Origin of the sequence: Streptomyces sp. NBC_01283 (genome assembly GCF_041435335.1) — a bacterium.
In the GTDB taxonomy this organism is placed as follows: domain Bacteria; phylum Actinomycetota; class Actinomycetes; order Streptomycetales; family Streptomycetaceae; genus Streptomyces.
In genome coordinates, this window is sequence record NZ_CP108430.1 from 8,309,569 (window position 1) to 8,328,114 (window position 18,546).

Genomic DNA, 18,546 nt, shown 5'->3' on the forward strand with positions numbered 1-18,546 from the left:
CTCGACGGGCCGCGGCAGATCCGCGGCCCTCGTCTGTCGTCCAGTCACTCCAGCAGCAGTCGGGAGGCACGCATGGTGGGGAGCCGACTCCGTCCGGCGGGGCCCTGGAGACGCAGGGCGACAGCCGCGTGGTGGCCGACGGGCGCGGGCACGTCGAAGAGCGCCCAGCCGGCGGGCACCGGCGGTGCCCAGGGCGGGGCCACTGCCTCGGCGAGGCCGACGTGATGAGCGCCGATCCCGGCGGGAAGCCCGGTGCCGATGCCTTTCAGGAAGGCCTCCTTGCGCACCCAGCAGCCGAGCAGAGCTTCCTGCCGCGCCGTGGCGGGCAGGGTGTCGAGGGCCTGCGTCTCGTCGGGATGCAGGCGCCGGGCCATCCGTTCGAGACCGGCACCGGCAACGTCCACGGAGTCGATGTCGGCCCCGACCGGCGATGCGGCCAGCGCGTACAACGCGAAGTCGCCGGAGTGCGAGAGAGAGAAGTGCACCCCGTGGCGACCGGCGACGGCGGGACGCCCGTGCGGCTTCTCGCAGTCGGCCATTCCGCACCGCTCGCGCATCAGGACGATGTCCTGCGGCGCGGTCCCGAGACGAGCGCCGAGCAGCACGCGCAGCCCCACGTGAGACGTGACGAAGCGCGTACGAGCCGCCGGGTCCTGGAACCCGGCGGCACGCTCCGTCTCTTCGGCGTCGAGGATCCCGGCGCGGGCGGCGGCAGCCGCCGCCTGGTCCGGTATCCGCAGCGTCCACACGTCGACGAGGTCGGTCTTGTCCGCCGCGTCGAGCGGATCGCCCGTGGCACCGGCATGAGGACCGGGCGGCCCGTCCGCCGCCCCCACCGGAAGGGAATCAGTCATTAAGGGTGTCACTACGGTTTGTCGAGGCCCTTCGGACCGGCCCGGAGTTCGTCGGACCACTCCGCCGAGAGAAGTGCGGCCTCCACCCGGGACCGCAGCCCCAGCTTCCTCGTGATGCTGGTCAGATGTGCCTTGACCGTCCGCTCCGCGATGCCGAGCCGACGGGCGAGCTCCCGGTTCCCCTCGCCGTCCGGCAGCACGCCGAACACTTCGAGCTCCCTCGGCGTCAGCACCCGCAGAGCGGACCGCTCCATCGATGCCAGGCGGCCGCCCCCGACCCCTATTGGTCTCTCGACGCCTCCGCCGACCTGAATGTCCCCGTGCATGCGCTCTCCAACTCCTTGAGCCAGTCGTCACCGTGGGAGGAATCGGATCGATTTATTTGATGCAACCGCCAATCCCCCGTTGACTCGACAGTAAATAAGGCAGCGTCCGAACTGGCCGGTCGCCGTTGGAACGTGCCTGTCCCGCACTCTACTCCCACAGTGGGGCCGCTTGTCGGAACCGCATTCAACGCGCATGTACGTCAGTACGCCCAGGGGTGGGAATGGCGTGACGGTAGCCCGTTCACGCTATTGACGGCAGCTCCAGTGATCGCGATCGTAACTAGTTGATCGCTCAACGCCCTGTCTTGACAAGGGCGTTCGTGGCGAGGAGGGGAGCTGTCCGGCCCGGTCTCGCGGTGGTGGTCGCCGAGGTGCGGGCATGCGTGTTTCCGTGCTTGCGCGGAATCCTTTGCAGGGATGGCGAAATGCAACCGCAGTGCGATCCTTCTATTCGCTCACCCTTCTCGATTCGCGTCCGTGTATCGAGTCGGCCGGAGGCGAGGGAAAATCTTCACCAAGTGGAATTGACGACTCCGTGTAAAAGGACCGCCCCTCATTCAGGGATCCGGAGGGCTGAATTCTCGGTGCCCACCGGTTCCTCCGCCGCCGACAGCTCGAGGTGACCGTATGTTGACCGATTCATCTGCTCTGGCCGGAGTCGGCGCCGCAACCGGAGTCGGCGCCGCAACCGGATCCAGGATCGCGGCCGTCGCCGGCGTGCGCCCGGAACGGGTCGTGAGCAACACGGAGTTGGGCGAGGGCCTCGGCGTCACGGCTGAGTGGATCGAGCGGCGGGTGGGTGTCCGCGAGCGGCGGTTCGCCGGACCGGAGGAGACCGTCACGGGGATGGGGGCGGGCGCGGCGGCGAAGGCGCTCTCGGCGGCGGGTCTCGTCCCCGCCGACGTCGACCTGCTGGTCCTTGCCACCTGCTCCATGCCGTCGCCCATGCCGAGCGGCGCGGCGTCCGTCGCGGCTCTCCTCGGCGTCCCGCACATCGCCGCTTTCGACGTCAACGCGGCCTGTGCCGGCTTCTGTTACGCCCTCGGCGTCGCCGACGGCCTCATCCGCGCCCGCACCAGCCGCTGCGCCCTGGTCATCGGGGCCGAGCGGATGACCGACTGGGTGGACCAGCAGGACGTGGACACCGCCACCGTCTTCGCCGACGGAGCCGGTGCCGCGGTGGTCGTCGCCGCGGAGCGGGCGGGAATCCACCCGGTGGAGTGGGGCGGGGACGGTGACAAGGCCGGTCTCGTCGCCATCCCCGACCGGCGCGGCAGCGTGACCATGCAGGGCCAGGCGGTCTACCGCTGGGTGACCTCGGAGCTGGCCGCGGTGGCGGCGGCGGCCTGTGCGCGCGCCGGGATCGCACCGGCCGACCTCAAGGGCTTCGTGGCGCACCAGGCGAACCTGCGGATGATCGAGCGCCTGGCAACGAGCCTCGGTGCCACCAACGCCGCAGTGGCACGGGACATCGTGGAGACCGGCAACACCTCGGCCGCGTCGGTGCCCTTGGCGCTGTCGCGGTTGATCGACCTCGGCCAGGTGCGGCCCGGGGACCCGATCCTGTTGATGGGGTTCGGCGCGGGGCTCAGCTATGCGGCACAGGTGATTTCCTGTCCGTGAGGGGGCGGCGGGGGAGGTATGTACGCGGGCGGGCGTGGACAGATGGGGAGGTGCAACTCCCGCTAGCGGGCGGCCTGGTCGTCGTGGGGAAACCTCAGCGGCCCATGGGTATCGACGGGCCCGGCCCTCATGAGAAGCGGGTGAAAGCGGGCTCCCGTGAAGCCGGACGCTTGTCACGTGCCGCCACGACCGATGCGATCCAGGCTTCGACCCGATCAGCGGCAGCCAGCCGGATCGCCCTCGGCCATCGCGAGGTCGTGCGGAACCAGTACGCCGCCACGAGACGGGACGGCTTGCTGTCACCCCCGGGGCAGCAGCTCGGCCAGCAGCCCCCGGATCCGGCCCTCGATCTCGTCACGGATGGGGCGAACGGCTTCGACACCCTGACCAGCAGGGTCCTCCAGACGCCAGTCCAGATACCGTTTGCCGGGGAAGACCGGGCAGGCATCTCCACACCCCATGGTGATCACCACGTCGGAGGCTTGCACAGCCTCCGGGGTCAGGACCTTGGGCACTTGGGCGGACAGGTCGATGCCGACCTCGGCCATCGCCGCGACAACAGCCTGGTTCACGCCGGCGGCCGGGGCCGAGCCCGCCGAGCGGACCTCGATACGCCCTTGGCCGTGATGGGTGAGGAAGGCTGCGGCCATCTGCGAGCGTCCGGCGTTGTGCACGCACACGAACAGTACGGACGGCTTGGGAGCGTCAGACACGGGTGGCATCCTCCTGGGCGGTGGTCGACTCGGCCTGGGGGTTGTCGGCCTGCCGACTGGGGGAGTGGGCAAAGAAGCGGCGGGACCAGAGTGCGACATGGACCAGGGCGATCAGCACCGGCACCTCGATGAGCGGTCCGACGACGCCGGCCAGCGCCTGCCCCGAGGTCGCGCCGAACGTCGCGATGGCCACCGCGATGGCGAGCTCGAAGTTGTTGCCCGCCGCGGTGAACGCCAGCGTGGTCGCCCGCGGATGGTTGAGCCCGACCGCTCTGCCCAGGGCCATGGAACCGGCCCACATCACGGCGAAATAGACAAGCAGCGGCAGCGCGATCCGCACCACGTCCAGGGGCTGCGAGGTGATCGCCTCGCCCTGCAGGGCGAACAGCACCACGATCGTGAACAGCAGCCCGTACAGCGCGAACGGGCCGATCCGCGGGATCAGCTCCGACTCGTACCAAGCGCGTCCCTTGGCTCTCTCGCCGAGCTTGCGGGTCGCGAACCCAGCAGCCAGCGGGATCCCCAGGAAGATCAACACCGATCGGGCGATCTCCCACACACTCACGTCCAGGCCGGTGGTCGCAAGGCCGAGCCAGCCGGGCAGGACGGACAGATAGAACCAGCCGAGCAGGCCGAACGCCAGGACCTGGAAGACGGAGTTGAGGGCGACGAGGACGGCGGCGGCCTCGCGGTCGCCGCAGGCCAAGTCGTTCCAGATGATGACCATCGCGATGCACCGGGCGAGCCCGACGATGATCAGGCCGGTCCGGTACTCCGGCAGGTCCGGCAGGAGGATCCAGGCGAGGGCGAACATCAGGGCCGGACCCAGCACCCAGTTCAGGACCAGCGAGGGAATCAGCAGGCGGCGATCGCGCGTGACGGATTCGAGACGGTCGTAGCGGACCTTGGCCAGGACCGGATACATCATCACCAGCAGGCCCAGCGCGATCGGCAGGGAGACACCGGTGACGGTGACCTTCGCCAGTGCGTCCCCCAGGCCGGGGACCAGCCGGCCGAGTCCGAGGCCGGCGGCCATGGCGATCAGGATCCACACCGCCAGGTAGCGGTCCACCAGTGACAGCCGTCCGGTCACCGACCCCGACGGGGAAGCCGATCCCTCGCTCACGTTGCGGCCCCGACCGACTCGTCACGGGACGGGGAGGACTGGGTGTCCGGGCGCGTCAGGATCGCGGCCAGCCGGTCCGTCTTCTCCGGCAGCAACCGGTAATACACCCACGTCCCCCGACGCTCGGAGGCGATCAGACCGGCCTGCTTCAGCAGCTTGAGGTGATGAGAGATCGTCGGCTGCGACAGGTCGAAGGCCGGGGTCAGGTCGCACACGCAGATCTCACCGCCATCGCGCGAGGCGATCATCGACAGCAGCCGTAGCCGCACCGGGTCGCCCAGGGCCTTGAAGACCGGCGCCAGCTCGGCGGCCTGGTCCTCGTCCAGCGGGGCGCCGAGCAGCGTCGGGCAGCACCCCTCGGCGTCCTGCCCGAGCACCACGAGCTCTTGTTTTGACATTCTTCTATATTGACATCATTCGATTCAGGGCGCAAGGTTGCATCGAAGAACATCAATGTAGCAGCGTCAGGGCCGGGACCGCCGACCCAGTCACCGAGGAGTCAACGTCATGAGCGAACAGGACACCGACCTGCGTGAGACCGTCCGCCGGCGTTATGCCGCGGCCGCCGTCCAGGTCACCGAGGGCGGCACCGCCTGCTGCGGGCCGCAGGCCATCGAGGTCGACGAGAACTTCGGCTCCACCCTCTACGCCGCCGACGAACGCGCCGCCCTGCCGGCCGAAGCCGTCGCCGCCTCGCTCGGCTGCGGCAACCCCATCGCGGTCGCCGAACTGAACGAAGGCGACCGGGTCCTGGACCTCGGCTCCGGCGGTGGCATCGACGTCCTGCTGTCCGCCCGCCGCGTCGGCCCCACCGGCAAGGCCTACGGACTGGACATGACCGAGGAGATGCTCGCCCTCGCCCTTGAGAACCAGCGCAAGGCGGGCGCCACCAACGTCGAGTTCCTCAAGGGCACCATCGAGGCGATCCCGCTGCCCGCCGACACCATCGATGTCGTCATCTCCAACTGCGTCATCAACCTGTCCACCGACAAGTCCGCCGTCTTCGCCGAGACCTTCCGCATCCTCACGCCCGGCGGCCGCGTCGGCGTCTCCGACGTCGTCGCCGACGACGAGCTGCCCCCCGCGCAGCGCGCCGAGCGCGGCGACTACGTCGGCTGCATCGCAGGCGCCCTCTCCTTCGCCGAATACCGCGCGGGCCTGGAGGCCGCGGGGTTCACCGACATCGACATCACCCCCACCCACGCGGTCGCCGACGGCATGCACTCCGCCATCGTCCGCGCCACCAAACCCACCACCGCCACCCGGCAAGATGCCGGGCGGACCGACGCGCCCGCCGAGGCCTGCTGTGGAGTCACCGCCTGTTGCACCCCCGCGGAACAGACCACCACCCCAGGGATCACGGCCAGCGAGGCCAAGACGGCTTCCGGCTGCGCCTGCACGAACTGAGCCCTGCCATCGGCTGCTGGAGACTCGGCCCGGCCCGCCCTGGCCGACCGCCGGGAGACCAGGCGTACGGTTCCGAGGCGAAGTACCGGCCTTGCGCTGGAGTCACGCGGAGGCCATAGGGGCAGCAGCGTCAGTCGCCAGCAGCCAGGGGTGTGGGCTTCTTCGGCAGCCACTGCCCTACTGTCCGCCGTGGGTGCCGCACGACGACGCGTCCGGGCCGGTCATCGAGACGGCTGAGTCGTCGGACGAGACGAGCCTCAACTACACGCTGTCGATGGTCAGTGCAGCATCGTCGGGCCCTCAGCCACCTCCCTGGCTGAGGGCTCCTCGTGCGGGGTGGGGGCGGCGTGCGTCAGGCGCAGTGTTCGGACTTCTCCTGCTCCGTCATGGGGCGGGTGTGCTGTGTCTTGGTGCTCGGTGCGTCCGGCTTGGGGCCGGTCGCGTCGAAGGGGGCGTACCAGATGTAGTGCCCGTGGAACTTGTCCTCGAAGTGCAGCTCGTAGGTGCCCTTGACGCGCTGCAACTGCGACTCACGTGTGACCCAGCCGACCTCACCGGGGCGGACGTCGACGTTGGTCGTGTCGGTCTCGGTGTGCGAGCTTTCCCAGGTGTGCCCGTACGAGGTCTCGATGCTCACCTTGAAGACCTCGGCGAAGCCGTACTCCGCGCTGAGCGAGACTCCGACGCTGTTGGACTCGCCGGTCGTGTCGGCCCAGGAGATGCTCGAACGCTGGAGGTCCTGCGTGCAGTTGTAGGCGCTGTCACCCACCTGGTGCGCCTCGCCCATCGAATCGGTGCCGGGGCCGTCGGGGTGGAAGACGCACGAGTCGGTGCCGTTGTCGCACTTGTCGAGCAGTTCGCGGATGGTGGGGGGCTCTTCGTCGGCCTGCGCGGCGGGCGCGAGGGCGAGGCCGCCCGCGGTGGCCATCGCCGCCATCAGGACGGTCAGACGGGTACGGGTGATCATGTGTGATCTCCAGTGGGGGGAAGGTGTAGCTGGTGGGGGGTACGGCGGGCGCTGGACCGCGGAAACGGTCTAGCTGAAGCCGATCGACTGCGTGCGGTCGTTCATCATCTGGCCGACATCGGCGGTGTTCTCGTCGAACGGCCCGTCGCGGTCGCCGCCGAGATCGGGCTCCGGGTAGAGCCAGATCGCGCAGTTGCCCCAGGGCTGGACTGAGGAGATGCGGTTCTTCCAGTCGTCGCCGAGGTCGTACTGCCAGTTGACCCAGCCGTCCTTCTCGCACAGCGAGGGACCGCTGATGGTGAGCGTGTCACCCGAGAAGCCGGGATCGCTGAAGAACGTTCCCTGGATGACGTCCCCGGCTTTGGCCTCGGCCTCGGTCTCCGCTCGGAACGCGGACGAGGTGGCGGCGGCCCGTGGGGTGGCCGGTGCGTCGGTAACGCGTCCGTCGGTGGCCCGGTCCATCGCTTCGGTGAACGTGCCGAAGCAGGCCCGCTCACCGGTGGACGCGTCCAGAACGCAGTGCCGCGCTGCGGGTCCAGCGTCGGACGGTTCGTCGGCCCCGGCCGACTGCGCCGAGACGGTGCAGACCAGGCCCGTGGTGAGGGCCAGCACGGCCCCCGTCAAACGGTTGCGGTGCTTGTTCCGTATCGCCATACGGATACCTCCATTTCTGGCGTGGGCACATCACCTTCCTGTGTAGTGGCTCCGGTCCATACCCGTGGATGGAATCTCGAATTCCATTGCGGGTACGGGGAGTTGAGGAGACTCGGGCACCGCGAAAGCCCTCTTCGGACACGGCGAGGGGGGAAACGGGCAGGAGCGGGCAACCGTTCGCCGGGCGGTCAGCACTGCGCGAAGACGTACCCCTTCGTTCCCTCGGGGCTGACGTCGCGGTCGCGCAGGGTGATCGAGAGGCGATCGGCCCAGGCGTCGCAGGCGTTGCGGTAGTCCTTGCGCGTGTACTCGACGGCGAAGACCTTGTCGTCGTAGGCGTCGGCGAAGTCGCCGCACTCCTTGTACGCCGCGCACTCCTCGACGACGGCGAAGTCGAAGCCGATGCGGCCGCGATCAGGAAGGAGGTCGGTGGTGTTCTTCTGGGCGATGGCCAGGCCGCGGCTGTGGGCCCGCTCGGCCAGCAACTTGGCGAAGGCGGCGGCATGCTTGGGCGTGAGCAGGTCGTCGGAGCGCTCGTACGAGTCCAGGTTGTCCGGCTCGACGGCGTCGTAGCCCGACTTCGCGCAGCCGTCGATCCACGGGCCGACGATGTTCATCAGCTCGCGGCGCTTGCCAGGTGCAGAGATGTCCAGGAGCGGCTCCTCCCAGTCGTCGTCGATCACCAGGGAGCCGCCGTCGTCCTTCAGGAGCAGGTCGGGGTGCTTCTTCTTCCACCAGGCGATGGCGTCGCCTGGCTGGGCCTGGAAGGCGTTGACGTAGCACACGTTGTACAGGCCCTTGGCGGGCTTGGCGGAGCGGTCGCGGGAGACCGCCTCTACGGCGTCGGCGGGCGAGTAGGGGCCGCCGAGCTGGTAGTCGAAGACGGCGTCGGCCTCCGGTGCGCGCACGGTGTCCGACCGGTCCGTGGCCGGGGCATCCTTGCCGTCGTCGGTGGAGCAGGCGGTGGCCAGGAGAAGGGCGGCGGCACAGGCGGCCAGCCGGCCCGGGCGCGAGCGGAACAGGTGGTACGGGCGGTACGGGCGGTGCATCGGAGGCTTTCGTTCGGGGCGATGGCCGGCGAAGGACTCCGCCGACCAAGGACGGGCCCGGGAGCAGCCCGTCCTTGTGTCGAAGTATCGAAGTGTCGAAGTATCGAAATGTGACGCGATGTCGATCTTACGTACGTCGGCCGAGCCCCCGGAATCCAGGCGCCAGGCCGAGTGAGGGCGACGGTCAGGCCAGGACGACCGAGCGGGTCAGATGCGCCGGCCGGTCCGGGTCGCGCCCCGCGTCCTCGGCGAGCCGCACGGCCAGCCGCTGGGCGAGTACCAGTTCCGCGAGAGGGTCGAGCACCGGGCTCCGGAGGTACGCGCCGGTGGCCTCGATCTGGGCGGCGAGCTCCGTCGGCAGCGGGGACAGGCTCCAGACCGCACGTCCGGGGCCGGCCACCGCGATGGGACCATGGCGGTACTCCATCGCCGAGTAGGACTCGGTCCAATGGGCCGCCGCCTCCCGCACCTTGAGCGCCGCCTCGTGCGCGAGCCCGGTATGCCAGCCCTCCCCGAGGAAGGTGATCTGCTCGGCCGCGATCAGCTGCGGATCCAGCGGTGCGCTCAGCGCCGTGGACACGTCGGTCAGCGCCCGGTCGAGGTCGTGGCCCAAGTGGGCCAGCATCAGCGCCAGTTGCGTGGTCGGATAGCGCGTCTGCACCACGGACTGCTCGTCGGCGTGGTCGAGGATGATCACGTCGTCGGCGGCGGCCGCGGCGGGCGACCGCGGCACCGCCGTGAGGGTGGTGATCCGTGTGGTGGGGAGGGCCGTCCCGAGGGCGGTGAGGATCTCGGTGGTGGTGCCGGAGCGGGTCAGGGCAAGGACGCGGTCGTACGGGCGGTGCAGCCGGGCCGCGGAGGCGGGGAACGCGTCGGTGGGTCCGTGCCCCAGGTCCTCGCGCAGGTGGGCGTAGGCCTGGGCCATGAACAGCGACGTACCGCAGCCGATCACGGCGACCCGCTCACCCTTGGCGGGCAACGCCTGTGCGTACTCGGGGAGTTGCTTCAGCGCGTACTCCCAGCACTGCGGCTGAGTGTCGATTTCCTGGCGTGTGAGCGACATGGAGGGTGCTTTCTCTGTTCGGGGGAGCCGGATCGATTCGGGGGAGCCGGATCGGTTGGTCGGAGAACCGGTCAGTGGATCGTTCGGTCGCCCAGCAGGCGCCGCAGGGACGGCTGCAGACGGGCCGAGTGGGCGGCGACCATGTCGTCGCACAGCCGCCAGATCTGCTCGACGGTCAGGGCCGCCGCGGTGGCCGGATCGGTCATCGCCGCGTGCCGGATGTGGCGGGGCTCGTCGTCGAGGGCGGCGCGGACCACCAGGTCGTTCATGCTGAGGTAGGTGCGGTTGAGTGCCGCCAGCTGCGGGGGCAGGGAGCCCGCGCGGGTGGGCTGGATGCCGGAGGCGTCGACGAGGCAGGGCACCTCGACCACCCCGTGGTCGGGGAGGTTGTCGATCAGGCCGTGGTTGGGGACGTTGCCGTAGACGGTCCGCGGGGTGCCGGTCACGATGCTGTGGATGATCTGCGGGGCGTACTCCATGGTGCCCTCGACGGTGAGCGGTTCACCGGCGGCCAGGGCGTCACGGGTGTGGTGGTAGGCGGCCACGTTCTCGTCGACGATGCCGAGGTAGGCGCCGACCGGCAGGCGCAGGCGCTCGATCTCGCTGTCGTGGTGCAGGTACCAGGGGACGTACTCGGAGGAGTGCTCGCTGGTCTCGGTGGGGTAGTAGCCGAGCCGCCGGTACATGTCGACGCGGACACGGCGCCTCAACTGCGCGTCCTGAGCGATCAGTTCGTCGAGCCGGGGGTAGAGGTCACGGCCCTGGTGCTCGAACCGCAGCACCCACGCCTGGTGGTTGACGCCCGCCGCCCGGTAGGTGATTTCCTCGTACGGGACGTCCACGAGTTCGGCCAGGTCCCGCATGGTCCAGTACACCGAGTGGCACAGGCCCACCACTTTGGTCAGGCCGGTCGCCCGGGTCAGGTACTGGATGTTCATGGCCATGGGGTTGGTGTAGTTCAGGAGCCAGGCGTCGGGGCACAGCTCCGCGATGTCCTCGCCGAGTGCCTTCAGGAGCGGGAAGGTACGCAGCGCACGGAAGATGCCGCCGACGCCGAGGGTGTCGCCGATGGTCTGGCGCAGGCCGTGGCGGGCCGGGATCTCGAAGTCGGTGCGGGTGGCCTCGCCCATGCCGACCTGCACGATGTTGATGACGAAGTCCGCGCCCGCCAGGGCCTCGCGCCGGTCGGCGTGGCTGGTGACGGTGGCGTGCGCGCCGAGGTGTCCGGAGATGTAGTCGGCCGCGGCCTGTGCCGTGGTCAGGCGTTCGGCGTCGATGTCGTGCAGGGCTATGTGGGCGCCCTTCAGCTCGGGGAAGGCGAAGAGGTCGGCCAGCAGGCCTTGGGTGAAGACGACGCTGCCGGCGCCGATGAAGGCGATCTTGGGGTGGGTCATGAGGCGTGCGCTCCGCTCGGGGTGGTGTGGGCGAGGACTTCGTCCCGCGTGGGCTGGGCCGGGGTGCCGCCGCGCGCGCGGGTGGACAGCGACCCGCAGGCGACGGCGAACAGCAGTGCCTCGTACGGGGGCCGTTCATCGAGGAGAGCGGCGATGAACCCGGCGTCGAAGCTGTCTCCGGCGCCTACGGTGTCGACGGGGGCCGAGGGAAGGCCCGGAGCGGTCAGGAGCGTGTGGCCGTTGTGGCACAGGGCGCCATCGGCGCCGTTCTTGACGGCCACCAACGGGACGCGAGCGGCGAGGAGTTCGGCCGCTCGCTGCGGGGTGCCGGCCGGCAGTCCGGCCAGGTGCAGGGCCTCCTGGGCGTTGGGCAGCAGGATGTCGGTCTCGCCGAGGACGGCGTCGAGGGCTGCCGGGTCCCATCGCCCCGAGGGGTCGTCCTGGGTGTCGAGCGACGTGCTCGCGCCGTGCCAGCGGGCGGTGCGCAGCAGCCGGGGCAGGTCGGCGGCAAGCCGGGGCTGCAGGAAGTACGAGGCGGCGTGGACGTGCCGGGTGTCGGCGAGGAGCTCCGCGGGGACATCGTCGCCGCTGACGGCGGTCAGGGTGCCCGGAGAGGTGAGGATGGCGCGGTCGTCGCCCTGGGTGAGCACGACGGTGAGCGGGGTCGGCCGGGAGGCGTCCACCCGCAGGGCCTGGGTGTCGACGCCGCGGGCGTTGAGCGCGTCGCGCATGTAGCGCCCGGCCTCGTCGTCGCCGACACGGCCGGCGAAGGCCACCTTCAGGCCCAGGCGCGCGGCCCCGCACGCCATGATCGCGGCCGAGCCGCCGAGGGTGAGTGACCCCGCGTCGACGAGCTGTTCGCGCTGGCCGAAAGCGAGCGGTCCGGTCAGCGGGCCCACGATCACATCGGGATTGGCGTCCCCGATGACGAGTAGGTCGTACGAGGGTGGCATCGAGTTCCTTCGGGTCGTACTGGAGACAGGAGGGAGGAGAGGGGAGGGGAGGGGAGGGGAGGGGAGGAGCGAGGAAAGCGGGGAGGGTCAGCCCTTCAGGCCGCTGGAGGTGACCGAGCGGATGAAGGCCTTCTGCGCGAAGAGGAACGCGACCAGCACCGGAAGGACGGTGAGCACGTTGCCCGCCATCACCGCGGACCAGCGCGTGTGGTGCTGCCCCTGGAAGGTGGTGAGACCCAGCTGCAGCGTGTACTGGGTGTCGTGGTTGATCGCGATCAGCGGCCAGGTCAGGTCGTTCCACGTGGTGAGAAAGGTCAGTACCGCCACCGTGGCCAGCGCGGGCCGCGCCAGCGGAAGCACGATCGACCAGAGGACCCGCAGCCTCGAACAGCCGTCGATCCAGGCGGCCTCCTCCAGCTCCCTGGGCAGGGAGAGGAAGAACTGCCGCAGCAGGAACACCGCGAACGGCGTGACGAGGGAGGGCACGATCAGCGCGCCCAGGGTGTCGATGAGGCCCAGCTTCTTCATGACCAGGAAGGTGGGGATCATCGTCAGCTGGAACGGAACCGCCATCGTGGCCAGCATCAGCACGAGCAGCGCCCGTGAGCCGCGAAAGCGCATCCGCGCGAACGCGTAGCCGCCGAGCGCGCCGAAGACGAGGTTGGAGGCGACGGCGACGGCGGAGACGATCGCCGAGTTCAGCAGCCAGCGAGGGAACATGGCGTTGCCCAGCACATAGCGGTAGCCGCCCAGATCGATGCCGGAAGGCCACAGCGCGGGCGGGAAACGGTTGATCTCCGCGTTGGTCATCACCGAGCTGAGCAGCAGCCAGATCAACGGCACGGCGAAGAGCAGCGCCAGCGGGGCGAGGAGCACGTGCCAGGCGCTGAAGGCCAGCCGGAAGCGGCGCCGGCGCAGAGCGGCGGGCTCGGTGGCCCGGCGTGCGGTGGCCTTGGGTACGGTGGTGGTCGCGGTCATCAGGCGGCTGCTTTCGTACGAAGGGTGCGCTCACGGCCACGGACCACGCGCAGCACGACGGCCACGACGAACAGGGCGAGCGCCAGGACGTAGGCGGCCGCGGCGCCGTACCCGGCGGTGAAGTTCTTGAACGCCTGCTCCCAGATGAAGTAGACGATCACCGTGGTCGAGCCGAGTGGTCCGCCCTTGGTCGTCACATAGACCAGGTCGAAGACCTGAAGGGCCTGGATGGTCTGCCACAGCAGCAGAAACACGCTGACCGGGGAGAGCGCGGGCAGCGTCACGTGCCGCAGCAGGTGCCGTCGCCCCGCGCCGTCCAGGCGGGCCGCCTCGATCAGTGACTGATCGACGTCCTGCAACGCGGCCAGGTAGATGACGGTGCACAGCCCGGTGCCGCTCCACAGCGTGATGGCGACCAGCACGAACAGCGCCTGCGACGAGTCGGTGAGGAAGCCCTGCGGCGAGATCCCCAGATGGTGGAGGACGGAGTTGGCCGCCCCGAACTCGGGGTCGAGGATGAACGAGAACAGCACGCCCTGGGCGGTCGCCGAGATGACGAACGGCACGAAGAACAAGGTGCGGTACAGGCCGACGAAGCGAATCCGCCGGTTCAGCGCCAGGGCGAGTGCGAGTCCGATGACGATGCTCAAGGGCACGTACAGGACGGTGTAGAGCAGGGTGTTGCGCACGGCCTGGCTGAAATGCGGGTCCTGGGACAGCGCCCGGTAGTTGTCGAGGCCGACCCAACGGCTGGGCGTGACGAGGTCGTTGGCCTGGAATGACAGCAGCAGCGACCAGACGACCGGCAGGACGCTCAGGCCGAGGATGACAAGCACCGCGGGGGAGATGAAGGCCCAGGCGGTGACGGTCTCGCTGCGGCGCCGGCGGCGCAGGGCGCGTTGGCCGGAGGCGTCCGGGGACAGGGTCAGGGGGCGGGGAAGTGGCGGCATGTCGGTCCTCAACGCGGTATCAGCAGGGCGGCGTTGGCTTCTTCGGCGCACGTGCGCACCGCGTCGGCGGGGCTCTTGCGGCCGAGCAGGACGGAGACGACCGCCTGCCCGAGGGACTGGGAGACGCGGGGGTAGGCGGCGTGCACGGGGCGCACCCGCGCCGAGGTGACCGCGTCGGTGAACACCGGCAGGCCGGGCATGTCGGCGGCGTGCTCGCGCCAGGCCGGGCGGTCCTGGCTGCGGCGGCTCAGCGGCAGGCTGCCCGCCTCGACGGCCCACCGGCTGTCCGGCCCCGGCTGGTTGAGCCAGGTGACGAAGGTGCGGGCGGCCCTCTTCCGGGCCGTGCCGTTGTCGAACACCGTCCAGGTGTCGGGTCCGGAGATGGTCACGGGGCGGCGGCTGAAGCTGGGCAGGGGCACCACGTGGTAATCGACCTTGGCCTGGGTGATGTCCGGAAGCTGCCAGGGGCCGGTGGGCACCATGCCCATCCGCCCGGAAAGGAAGACCTGGTACATCTGCTCGCTGCCGGGCTTGGGGTCGACGTAGACGCTCTTGTCGCGCACCAGGTCCCGTACGACCTCCAGTGCGCGTACGCCCTCCTTCGCGAAGCCGATGCCGTGCCCGTCGTCGGCGATCACGTCGCCGCCCAGGTCCCACACCATCGGCCACATCCGCCACACGGTGTCCTCGTCGCCGGTGCCGGGCCAGCCGGTGCCGAAGCGCCCCTTGCCGGCATCGGTCAGGCGGCGCGCCGTGTCGGTGAACTCGTCCCAGGTCCAGCCCGGTTCGGGCAGATCGAGTCCGGCCTCGGCGAACAGCTTCTTGTTGCAGACCACGGCGAGGCAGTCCAGGAGCGCGGGCATCGCACGGACCCGGCCGTTGATGGTGACGGCCTGCCGGGCCGGGGCCCAGAAGTTGCGCCACGGTGTCGGCCCCTCGCGCACGTGGTCGGTCAGGTCGACCACCTCGGGGCTCCGGGCGACGCTGGCCAGGTCGGAGCCGAAGACGTAGGCGATATCGGGGTACGAGCCCGCGGCGAGCGCGGCGGTGATCTTCTGCAGCATGGCGTCGGCGAGCACGCCGCCGCCCATGTCGACGCGGATGTCCGGATGGGCGGCCTGGAAGCGGGCGACCAGCCCCTTGATGACCTTCGCGGCGGTGTCCGTCTGGCCGTGCCACAGCTGGATGGTCACCCGGCCGTCGGGGCCGACCCCGTCGGCGGGCCCCGTGCCGCAGCCCGCCAGCGTGCCACCGCCCGCCACGATCGCCGCCGCGCCGCCCGCGCGCAGCACGCCGCGCCGCGAGGGGCCTCCCGGCGCTCGGGGTCCTGCGGTCATCACTGCCTCCAGGGAATCGGGTGCGCCTGCGGCGCGGAAGGTCCATGGGACGGAACGTCCATGGCAGGGAGGTGAAGCGGTAGGCCCGACTCCGGGCGAACCCCGCGCGGGGGAACCCCGCGCGGAGCGGAGGCCGGGAAGGGCCTCGGATCAGCAGGTACGGCGGACGTATCCGTCGCCGCCCGCGGGCGACACACCGACGTCGCGGCGCACGATGCTCAGCCGGTCGCCGAAGCCCGCGCAGGCCTTGCGCAGACCGTCGTCCGTGTACTCGATGACCAGGACGTCGTCGCCGAACGCGGCGGTGTAGTCGCCGCACTCGTCGTACGCGCCGCACTCCTCGGCGACGGCGAAGTCGAGCCCGGTCCGTTCGCGCTCACCGGCCAGCTGGGGAGTGTTCTTCTGCGCGGCGGCCAGGCCCTGTCGGTGGGCGTGTGCGGAGAGCAGCGAGACGTAGGACATGGCCTGGTCGGCCGTCAGCAGGTCCGGGAAGCGGGTGAAGGTGTCGTAGTTGTCCGGCTCGACCGCCTGGAAGCCCTTGTCGGCACAGCCGTCGATCCAGCCGCCGACCTTGGCGGCGATCCGCTCGCGCTTGCCGGCGGTGCGGATGTCCAGGACGGCCTCGCCCCAGTCGCCGTCGTACACGACCTCGCCGTCGGCGTCCCGCAGCAGCAGGTCGGGGTCCCAGTCCCCCTCGGCCCCCGGCTGGACCTGGAAGGCGTTGAGGTAGCAGATGTTGTACAGGCCGGGTGCGGGGTCTGCCGTCCGGTCCCGGCTGACGGTCCCGACCCCGGCGGGCGGCGTGTACGAGCCGCCGATCTGGTAGTCGAACCCGGCGTGAGCCGGTGGCAGCTCGGCGGCGGTCGCGCCGGATGCCGTGGACGGGACGAGCAGGCAGGCGGCCACGGTGGCCGTGAGCGCCGCGGACGCGGCGACACCCCTGCGCAGAACACGATTGAGGCTCATCTCAGAGCTCCAGATGTCTGAGGGCACGTCCCCGCCTCGGACACGGAAGGGTCCTGGCGACTCAGTCCGGGCTCATGGCCAAGGCCAACTACCGGCTAGGCGTACCTCTGCGCCGAGTGCTCGGCATCGGCGTGCCAGGGAGTTAAGCGAGCAGTTTCGGTCATGTCAAGGGAAAGGGACTGAGGAGCACTTGGCGCAGTCGCGCAGAAACGCGCAGTATTTCTGCGGGAGTCTGCTCGTAACGGTGTACGGGGGCTATGCTCGCCCCGTGCTGAGAAGCGACCGCCATGCGCGGATACTTGAGCATGTCGCCGCCCAGGGCAGCGCGGACGTCACGCAGTTGTCCCGGCTGCTCGGGGTGTCGCAGGCCACCGTGCGCCGCGACCTGCGCCAGTTGAGCGACCAGCGGCTGCTCGAGCGCACGCACGGCGGCGCGGTCCTCGGCGGTCTGAGCATCGAGGTGCCGCTCCAGCACCGGATCGATCAGCGCTCCCCGCAGAAGCAGGCCATCGCGCAGGCAGCCGCCGGACTGGTGCCCGCCGGTGCGGTGGTGGGTCTCACCGGCGGCAGCACCACCACGGAGGTGGCCCGGCTGCTCGCCGACCGCGGCCCCGTCACGATCGTCACCAACGCCGTGAACATCGCGGCGGCCCTCGTCCTGCGCCCGACCGTCACGCTGATCGTGGTCGGCGGCACCGCCCGCAGCGAGAGCTACGAACTGGTGGGCCCCATCGCGGAGAAGACCCTCGCCGACCACCACACGGACATCGCGTTCCTCGGCGTGGACGGCATCAGCGCCGTCCACGGGTGCACCACGCACGATCAGCTGGAGGCCGCCACCGACCGTGCCTTCGCGGGCCACAGCAGTCGCACCGTCGTGGTCGCCGACCACACGAAGATCGGCAGGGCGACGTTCGCCAGGATCTGCCCGACGGCCGGCGTGCACACCCTCGTCACCGACGGCGGGGCGCCCGGGGGTGAGCTCGACGCCATCGCCGCCGACGGCGTGCGGGTCACGGTCGTCTGATCACGGCCGTCTGATCATGGTCGGCCGAGCGGGGTCAGTGCGCGATGGAGTCGATCAGCTCGCGCGCGCCCTGACGAAGGAGCGTGACCGCAACGGACGTGCCGAGCGTCGCCGGGTCGAGCGGCCCGGCCCACTCGTGGGCGTTGAGGACCGTCTTGCCGTCCGGGGTGAACACCCGGGCGCGCAGCGAGAGGTCGCCGCCCCGCTCGCAGCGGGCGTACCCGGCGATGGGGGAGTTGCAGTGCCCCTGCAGGACGTGCAGGAACATGCGCTCGGCGGTGGCCTCCCGCCAGGCCTCGGGGTCCCCGAGGCCCGACACGGCGTCGATGGTCTCCGTGTCCTCCTCGCGGCACTGCAGGGCCAGGATCCCCGCGCCGATCGGCGGGCACATCGTCTCCACCGAAAGGACCTCGGTGACCACGTCCATCCGGTCGATGCGCTCGAGCCCCGACACCGCGAGCAGCAGCGCGTCCGCGTCGCCCGCGGCCAGCTTCTCCATCCGGCGCCCGGCGTTGCCGCGCATCGGCACGCATTCCAACTCCGGGTGGGACGCCGCCAGTTGCGCGATGCGGCGCACCGAGGACGTGCCGATGCGGGTGCCCGCGGGCAGCTCGTCCAGTGTGCGCCCGCCGGGGTGGATGAGCGCGTCGCGGATGTCGTCCCGCTTGAGGAACGCGGCGAAGGTGGTGCCCGCCGGGAGCGGCCGGTCCGCAGGCACGTCCTTGACGCAGTGCACCGCGAGATCCGCCTCACCGGCGAGCAGCGCCGCGTCTACCTCCTTGGTGAAGGCACCCTTGCCGCCGAGCTTCGCGAGGTCCCCCATCCACTTGTCACCCGAGGTCGTGACCGGCACGACCTCGGTGCGGATCCCGGGGTGCAGCGCGGCGAGTTCGGCGCGGACTCGCTCCACCTGGGCCAGCGCCATGGGGGAGGAACGGGAGACGATGCGGATCAGCTCAGGAGCGGACATGCGCACCACGATAGGCGGTCGCAACAGCAGTCCGCCAAAAGGCTCCTCGGGTTCGGCAAGGGACTCGGCGGCGGCCGCCCCTTGCGTACGTTCTGACGTTCGCCCCGGCCGCGTCCCGGCGTGAGTCCTGGCGTGCGCGACGCCCCGGCCCCTCATAGCGTGAGAAGCAGCCGGTCACCGTCCCGCACC

19 protein-coding genes are annotated in these 18,546 nt (G+C 70.4%); 3 read left to right on the forward strand and 16 right to left on the reverse strand.

Features of this window, described 5'->3' with window-relative positions:
- Positions 1–44: 44 nt before the first annotated feature.
- Together OG302_RS37660 and OG302_RS37665 are read right to left on the reverse strand one after the other, a co-directional pair.
- Positions 45–854, reverse strand: coding sequence for a 4'-phosphopantetheinyl transferase superfamily protein (locus tag OG302_RS37660; protein WP_371530919.1), 810 nt, complete (start codon positions 852–854; stop codon positions 45–47).
- Between the two features lie 11 nt (positions 855–865).
- Positions 866–1,180 carry a helix-turn-helix transcriptional regulator gene (locus OG302_RS37665; RefSeq protein WP_371530921.1) on the reverse strand — a complete coding sequence of 105 codons (315 nt, stop codon included), beginning with the start codon at positions 1,178–1,180 and terminating at the stop codon, positions 866–868.
- A 627-nt stretch (positions 1,181–1,807) separates the two neighbouring features.
- On the opposite strand from OG302_RS37665, the gene OG302_RS37670 reads away from it, so the two are divergent.
- Positions 1,808–2,803: a beta-ketoacyl-ACP synthase 3 gene (locus tag OG302_RS37670; protein ID WP_371530923.1), complete on the forward strand. Its 996-nt coding sequence runs from the start codon at positions 1,808–1,810 to the stop codon at positions 2,801–2,803.
- 299 nt (positions 2,804–3,102) lie between these two features.
- Here the strand turns inward: OG302_RS37670 and OG302_RS37675 are convergent, their stop codons facing one another.
- The 3 genes from OG302_RS37675 to OG302_RS37685 form a co-directional block, all read right to left on the reverse strand.
- Positions 3,103–3,525 (reverse strand): arsenate reductase ArsC, encoded by a 423-nt coding sequence (locus OG302_RS37675; protein WP_371530925.1) that lies wholly within the window; start codon positions 3,523–3,525, stop codon positions 3,103–3,105.
- On the reverse strand, positions 3,509–4,552 hold the full coding sequence (arsB, locus tag OG302_RS37680) for an ACR3 family arsenite efflux transporter (protein WP_371750353.1): 1,044 nt from the start codon (positions 4,550–4,552) through the stop codon (positions 3,509–3,511). The genes OG302_RS37675 and arsB overlap by 17 nt, the downstream gene beginning before the upstream one ends.
- A gap of 86 nt (positions 4,553–4,638) precedes the next feature.
- Entirely contained in the window at positions 4,639–5,040 is a 402-nt protein-coding gene (locus OG302_RS37685; RefSeq protein WP_371530927.1) for an ArsR/SmtB family transcription factor, read from the reverse strand.
- A 109-nt stretch (positions 5,041–5,149) separates the two neighbouring features.
- Here OG302_RS37685 and arsM point away from each other — a divergent pair, with 109 nt between their 5' ends.
- Positions 5,150–6,049 (forward strand): arsenite methyltransferase, encoded by a 900-nt coding sequence (gene arsM, locus OG302_RS37690; protein WP_371530928.1) that lies wholly within the window; start codon positions 5,150–5,152, stop codon positions 6,047–6,049.
- 352 nt (positions 6,050–6,401) lie between these two features.
- Here arsM and OG302_RS37695 read toward each other — a convergent pair whose 3' ends face one another.
- The 10 genes from OG302_RS37695 to OG302_RS37740 all read right to left on the reverse strand — a co-directional run bounded on the left by OG302_RS37695 (position 6,402) and on the right by OG302_RS37740 (position 16,360).
- Positions 6,402–7,016, reverse strand: a complete 615-nt coding sequence (locus OG302_RS37695) for a hypothetical protein (protein ID WP_371530930.1) — start codon at positions 7,014–7,016, stop codon at positions 6,402–6,404.
- A 69-nt stretch (positions 7,017–7,085) separates the two neighbouring features.
- Positions 7,086–7,670, reverse strand: coding sequence for a hypothetical protein (locus tag OG302_RS37700; RefSeq protein ID WP_371530932.1), 585 nt, complete (start codon positions 7,668–7,670; stop codon positions 7,086–7,088).
- 188 nt (positions 7,671–7,858) lie between these two features.
- On the reverse strand, positions 7,859–8,719 hold the full coding sequence (locus OG302_RS37705) for an endo alpha-1,4 polygalactosaminidase (protein ID WP_371530934.1): 861 nt from the start codon (positions 8,717–8,719) through the stop codon (positions 7,859–7,861).
- A gap of 184 nt (positions 8,720–8,903) precedes the next feature.
- A complete protein-coding gene (locus OG302_RS37710; protein ID WP_371530936.1) occupies positions 8,904–9,782 on the reverse strand; it encodes an SIS domain-containing protein in 879 nt (292 codons plus the stop codon).
- Positions 9,783–9,853: 71 nt separating this feature from the next.
- Positions 9,854–11,176: an alpha-glucosidase/alpha-galactosidase gene (locus tag OG302_RS37715; protein WP_371530938.1), complete on the reverse strand. Its 1,323-nt coding sequence runs from the start codon at positions 11,174–11,176 to the stop codon at positions 9,854–9,856.
- Complete coding sequence (locus OG302_RS37720; RefSeq protein WP_371530940.1) at positions 11,173–12,129, reverse strand: carbohydrate kinase family protein; 957 nt, start codon at positions 12,127–12,129, stop codon at positions 11,173–11,175. The genes OG302_RS37715 and OG302_RS37720 overlap by 4 nt, the downstream gene beginning before the upstream one ends.
- An 87-nt stretch (positions 12,130–12,216) precedes the next feature.
- Positions 12,217–13,107, reverse strand: coding sequence for a carbohydrate ABC transporter permease (locus OG302_RS37725; RefSeq protein WP_371530942.1), 891 nt, complete (start codon positions 13,105–13,107; stop codon positions 12,217–12,219).
- Positions 13,107–14,057, reverse strand: coding sequence for a carbohydrate ABC transporter permease (locus OG302_RS37730; RefSeq protein WP_371530944.1), 951 nt, complete (start codon positions 14,055–14,057; stop codon positions 13,107–13,109). The genes OG302_RS37725 and OG302_RS37730 overlap by 1 nt, the downstream gene beginning before the upstream one ends.
- An 8-nt stretch (positions 14,058–14,065) precedes the next feature.
- A complete protein-coding gene (locus OG302_RS37735) occupies positions 14,066–15,394 on the reverse strand; it encodes an ABC transporter substrate-binding protein (protein ID WP_371530946.1) in 1,329 nt (442 codons plus the stop codon).
- Between the two features lie 150 nt (positions 15,395–15,544).
- The gene (locus OG302_RS37740; RefSeq protein WP_371530948.1) at positions 15,545–16,360 is read right to left on the reverse strand and encodes an endo alpha-1,4 polygalactosaminidase; all 816 of its coding nucleotides are present in this window, start codon (positions 16,358–16,360) and stop codon (positions 15,545–15,547) included.
- Positions 16,361–16,628: 268 nt separating this feature from the next.
- Here OG302_RS37740 and OG302_RS37745 point away from each other — a divergent pair, with 268 nt between their 5' ends.
- Positions 16,629–17,387 (forward strand): DeoR/GlpR family DNA-binding transcription regulator, encoded by a 759-nt coding sequence (locus OG302_RS37745; RefSeq protein WP_371530951.1) that lies wholly within the window; start codon positions 16,629–16,631, stop codon positions 17,385–17,387.
- Between the two features lie 34 nt (positions 17,388–17,421).
- Here the strand turns inward: OG302_RS37745 and hemC are convergent, their stop codons facing one another.
- Entirely contained in the window at positions 17,422–18,357 is a 936-nt protein-coding gene (gene hemC, locus OG302_RS37750; protein WP_371530953.1) for a hydroxymethylbilane synthase, read from the reverse strand.
- Positions 18,358–18,546: the final 189 nt, after the last annotated feature.